The 2,524-nt window shown below is 39.5% G+C and carries 2 protein-coding genes; both read left to right on the forward strand.

Annotation, left to right across the window (positions count from 1 at the left end):
• Positions 1 to 176 precede the first annotated feature (176 nt).
• Positions 177 to 1,247: an aminotransferase class I/II-fold pyridoxal phosphate-dependent enzyme gene (locus B879_RS20535; protein WP_009187149.1), complete on the forward strand. Its 1,071-nt coding sequence runs from the start codon at positions 177 to 179 to the stop codon at positions 1,245 to 1,247.
• A gap of 30 nt (positions 1,248 to 1,277) precedes the next feature.
• Positions 1,278 to 2,519, forward strand: coding sequence for a serine hydrolase (locus tag B879_RS20540; protein WP_009187150.1), 1,242 nt, complete (start codon positions 1,278 to 1,280; stop codon positions 2,517 to 2,519).
• Positions 2,520 to 2,524 lie beyond the last annotated feature (5 nt).

The raw sequence follows: 2,524 nt of genomic DNA on the forward strand, positions 1-2,524 counted from the left end.
TTTTTTTATGCCTGGCCTCAAAAATCCCAATCCATTTTGAGTAATATCCCTTTTCCTTTAACTAAAAAAGCAACTATACATATTTTTATCCCTTCATTATTGGAAATATCCAAACCTTTGAATTACTTGGAATATTATTTGGATCATTAACAAATTTTGTCACTTCCATACCACACATGAGTTTATTCCATTTACAAAGCAAAATAGGCAGAACCATCAAAAGGGAGAACAAGGTATATCTGTACTTTAGTGGGACAGATTACCTTGGCTTAGGCACCTGCCCGGAATTTGAAGATCTCCTTATTGACGGTCTTCAAAAGTTAGGAATAAACCATGGCTTAAGTCGGATTAACAATGTGAGACTGGAAATATATGACCAGTTCGAAAATTACTTTGCAGAAAAAGCCGGAGCAGATAAAGCACTACTTTGGAGCAGTGGTTACCTGGCAGGTCATGCTGCACTGAACTACCTTTTAGATGGGATTGATTATATTTTTCTGGCACCTGACACACATCCTGCCATTCTTCCTGAAGAACTTTCTCCAGATACTTCTCAGACTTTCAAAGAATGGGCACTTTTCGTTCAGGAAACTACAGAAAACCTGAAACCCCAAAGGATTTTGATCTTAGGCAATACGGTAGACCCGCTAAAACCCGAGGCGCATGATTATTCCTGGATTGGTTATTTGAGTAGAAAGCATCAATATACCGTTTTGTTAGATGACAGTCATGCCTTTGGAGTAGTTGGTGAAAGCCTCTTTGGTACCTATAATAAATGGAAATACCTTCCAGTACAACTGCTGATTTCCGGTTCGCTGGGTAAAGGACTGGGAATACCTGCCGGAATTACCATTGGCCCAGTTGCTCCAATTATCGGCATGGCGAATCAAAGGATTTTCAGATCTTCCTCACCACCGCCTCAGGGTTACATTTGGGCTTTTATGCAAGCCGAGCAATTAATGGTGGATCAATTCAAAAAGCTTCACGCAAATGCCCATCATTTTGATGGCCTTTTGCGCGATTTGAAAGACATCCAAGGTGAATTGGGCTTGCCCATCTATTCATTCGAAGAAAGAAAGTGGGTAGGTCTTTTGGAGGAAGAAGGCATCATCGTCAGTTCCTTCCCTTACCCTAGTCCTACAGATCCCTGGACCAATAGAATTGTGATTTCTGCCAATCACCTGACAGCAGATATCAACAGGCTATATTCAGCCTTAGACAAAATACAACATCAAATCAGCACATAAACGATTTGATCCATCAACAAACTTCTGGCTATGAAATACCATCTCGTAATCAGTCTTTTCCTTTCTTTATGTTTTTTAGTTTCCTGTAAAAACTCCAACAAAATACCCTTTGAAGACATCCCCGCCTCATTTGAAGTTTTAAGATCGGTTTTCCAACAACCTGATAAATTTCAAGTACAGGTTATTTATACCCAAATTGACCGGGATGAAAACAATATCCCTCAGTTCAAAGACTTTGCTTTTAACCTGGATGATGGGGTTTATTTTTATCCGGCATCAACCGTCAAGCTACCCATTGCCATATTGGCGCTTGAGTGGTTAAATGAACAAAATATAGAAGGGTTAACCAAGGAGAGTGTCATGCTCACAGACTCCATTAGACCATCTCAAATTCCAGCATTTCACGATAGCACTGCGGAAAACCTTATGCCAAGTGTAGCACACTATATTAAGAAAATCCTTTTAGTAAGCGACAACGAGGCTTATAACCGGCTTTATGAATTGCTCGGACAGGATTATACCAACGATAAGATGCAGGAAAAGGGGATGTGGCATACTGTGATCAATCACCGTCTAAGTATGCCTATGAGCGAGGAGGAAAACAGGCACTTTAATCCGATCATTTTTAAAAATGAAGAGATGAAAACCCTACTGGAAATTCCAGGAAGGGAAACTTTCAGGATTTTTTCCAATGCAAATCACCCCTCTGTAGGAAAAACATACTACAGTAGAGGTGAACTGATTCAGAAACCCATGGATTTTACTTTTAAAAATAAGTTTGCCCTTTCAGACTTACATGGCACTGTGCAGCGCATCATATTCCCGGAAAAATTTAAACCTGAGCAACGATTCCAAATCAATGAAGCAGATAGGGCCTTTATCTTGACCTACATGTCCATGCTTCCTGGGGAAAGTGATTATCCAAAATACCCGCTGCCTGATTATTACGACAGTTATTCCAAGTTTTTCAAATTCGGCACTGACCAAAACCCTATTCCACCTCAGTTTAGGATTTTCAATAAAACAGGCAATGCCTATGGGCACCTTTTAGATGGGTCTTATTTCTTGGATTTTGAAAATGGGGTTGAATTTTTTGTCTCAGCAATAATCTATACCAATGCCAATCAAACCTTGAATGATGACCGCTATGAATATGAGGAAATAGCATTTCCCTTTTTTGCAGAACTTGGTGAATACCTTTATCAATTGGAGCTGAAAAGGAAAAAATCAAGGAATCCTGACCTAGGTGCTTTCAGATTAAATTATAACTGAAAAAT

The sequence above is a fragment of the Cecembia lonarensis LW9 genome, from assembly GCF_000298295.1.
GTDB classification, from domain to species: domain Bacteria; phylum Bacteroidota; class Bacteroidia; order Cytophagales; family Cyclobacteriaceae; genus Cecembia; species Cecembia lonarensis.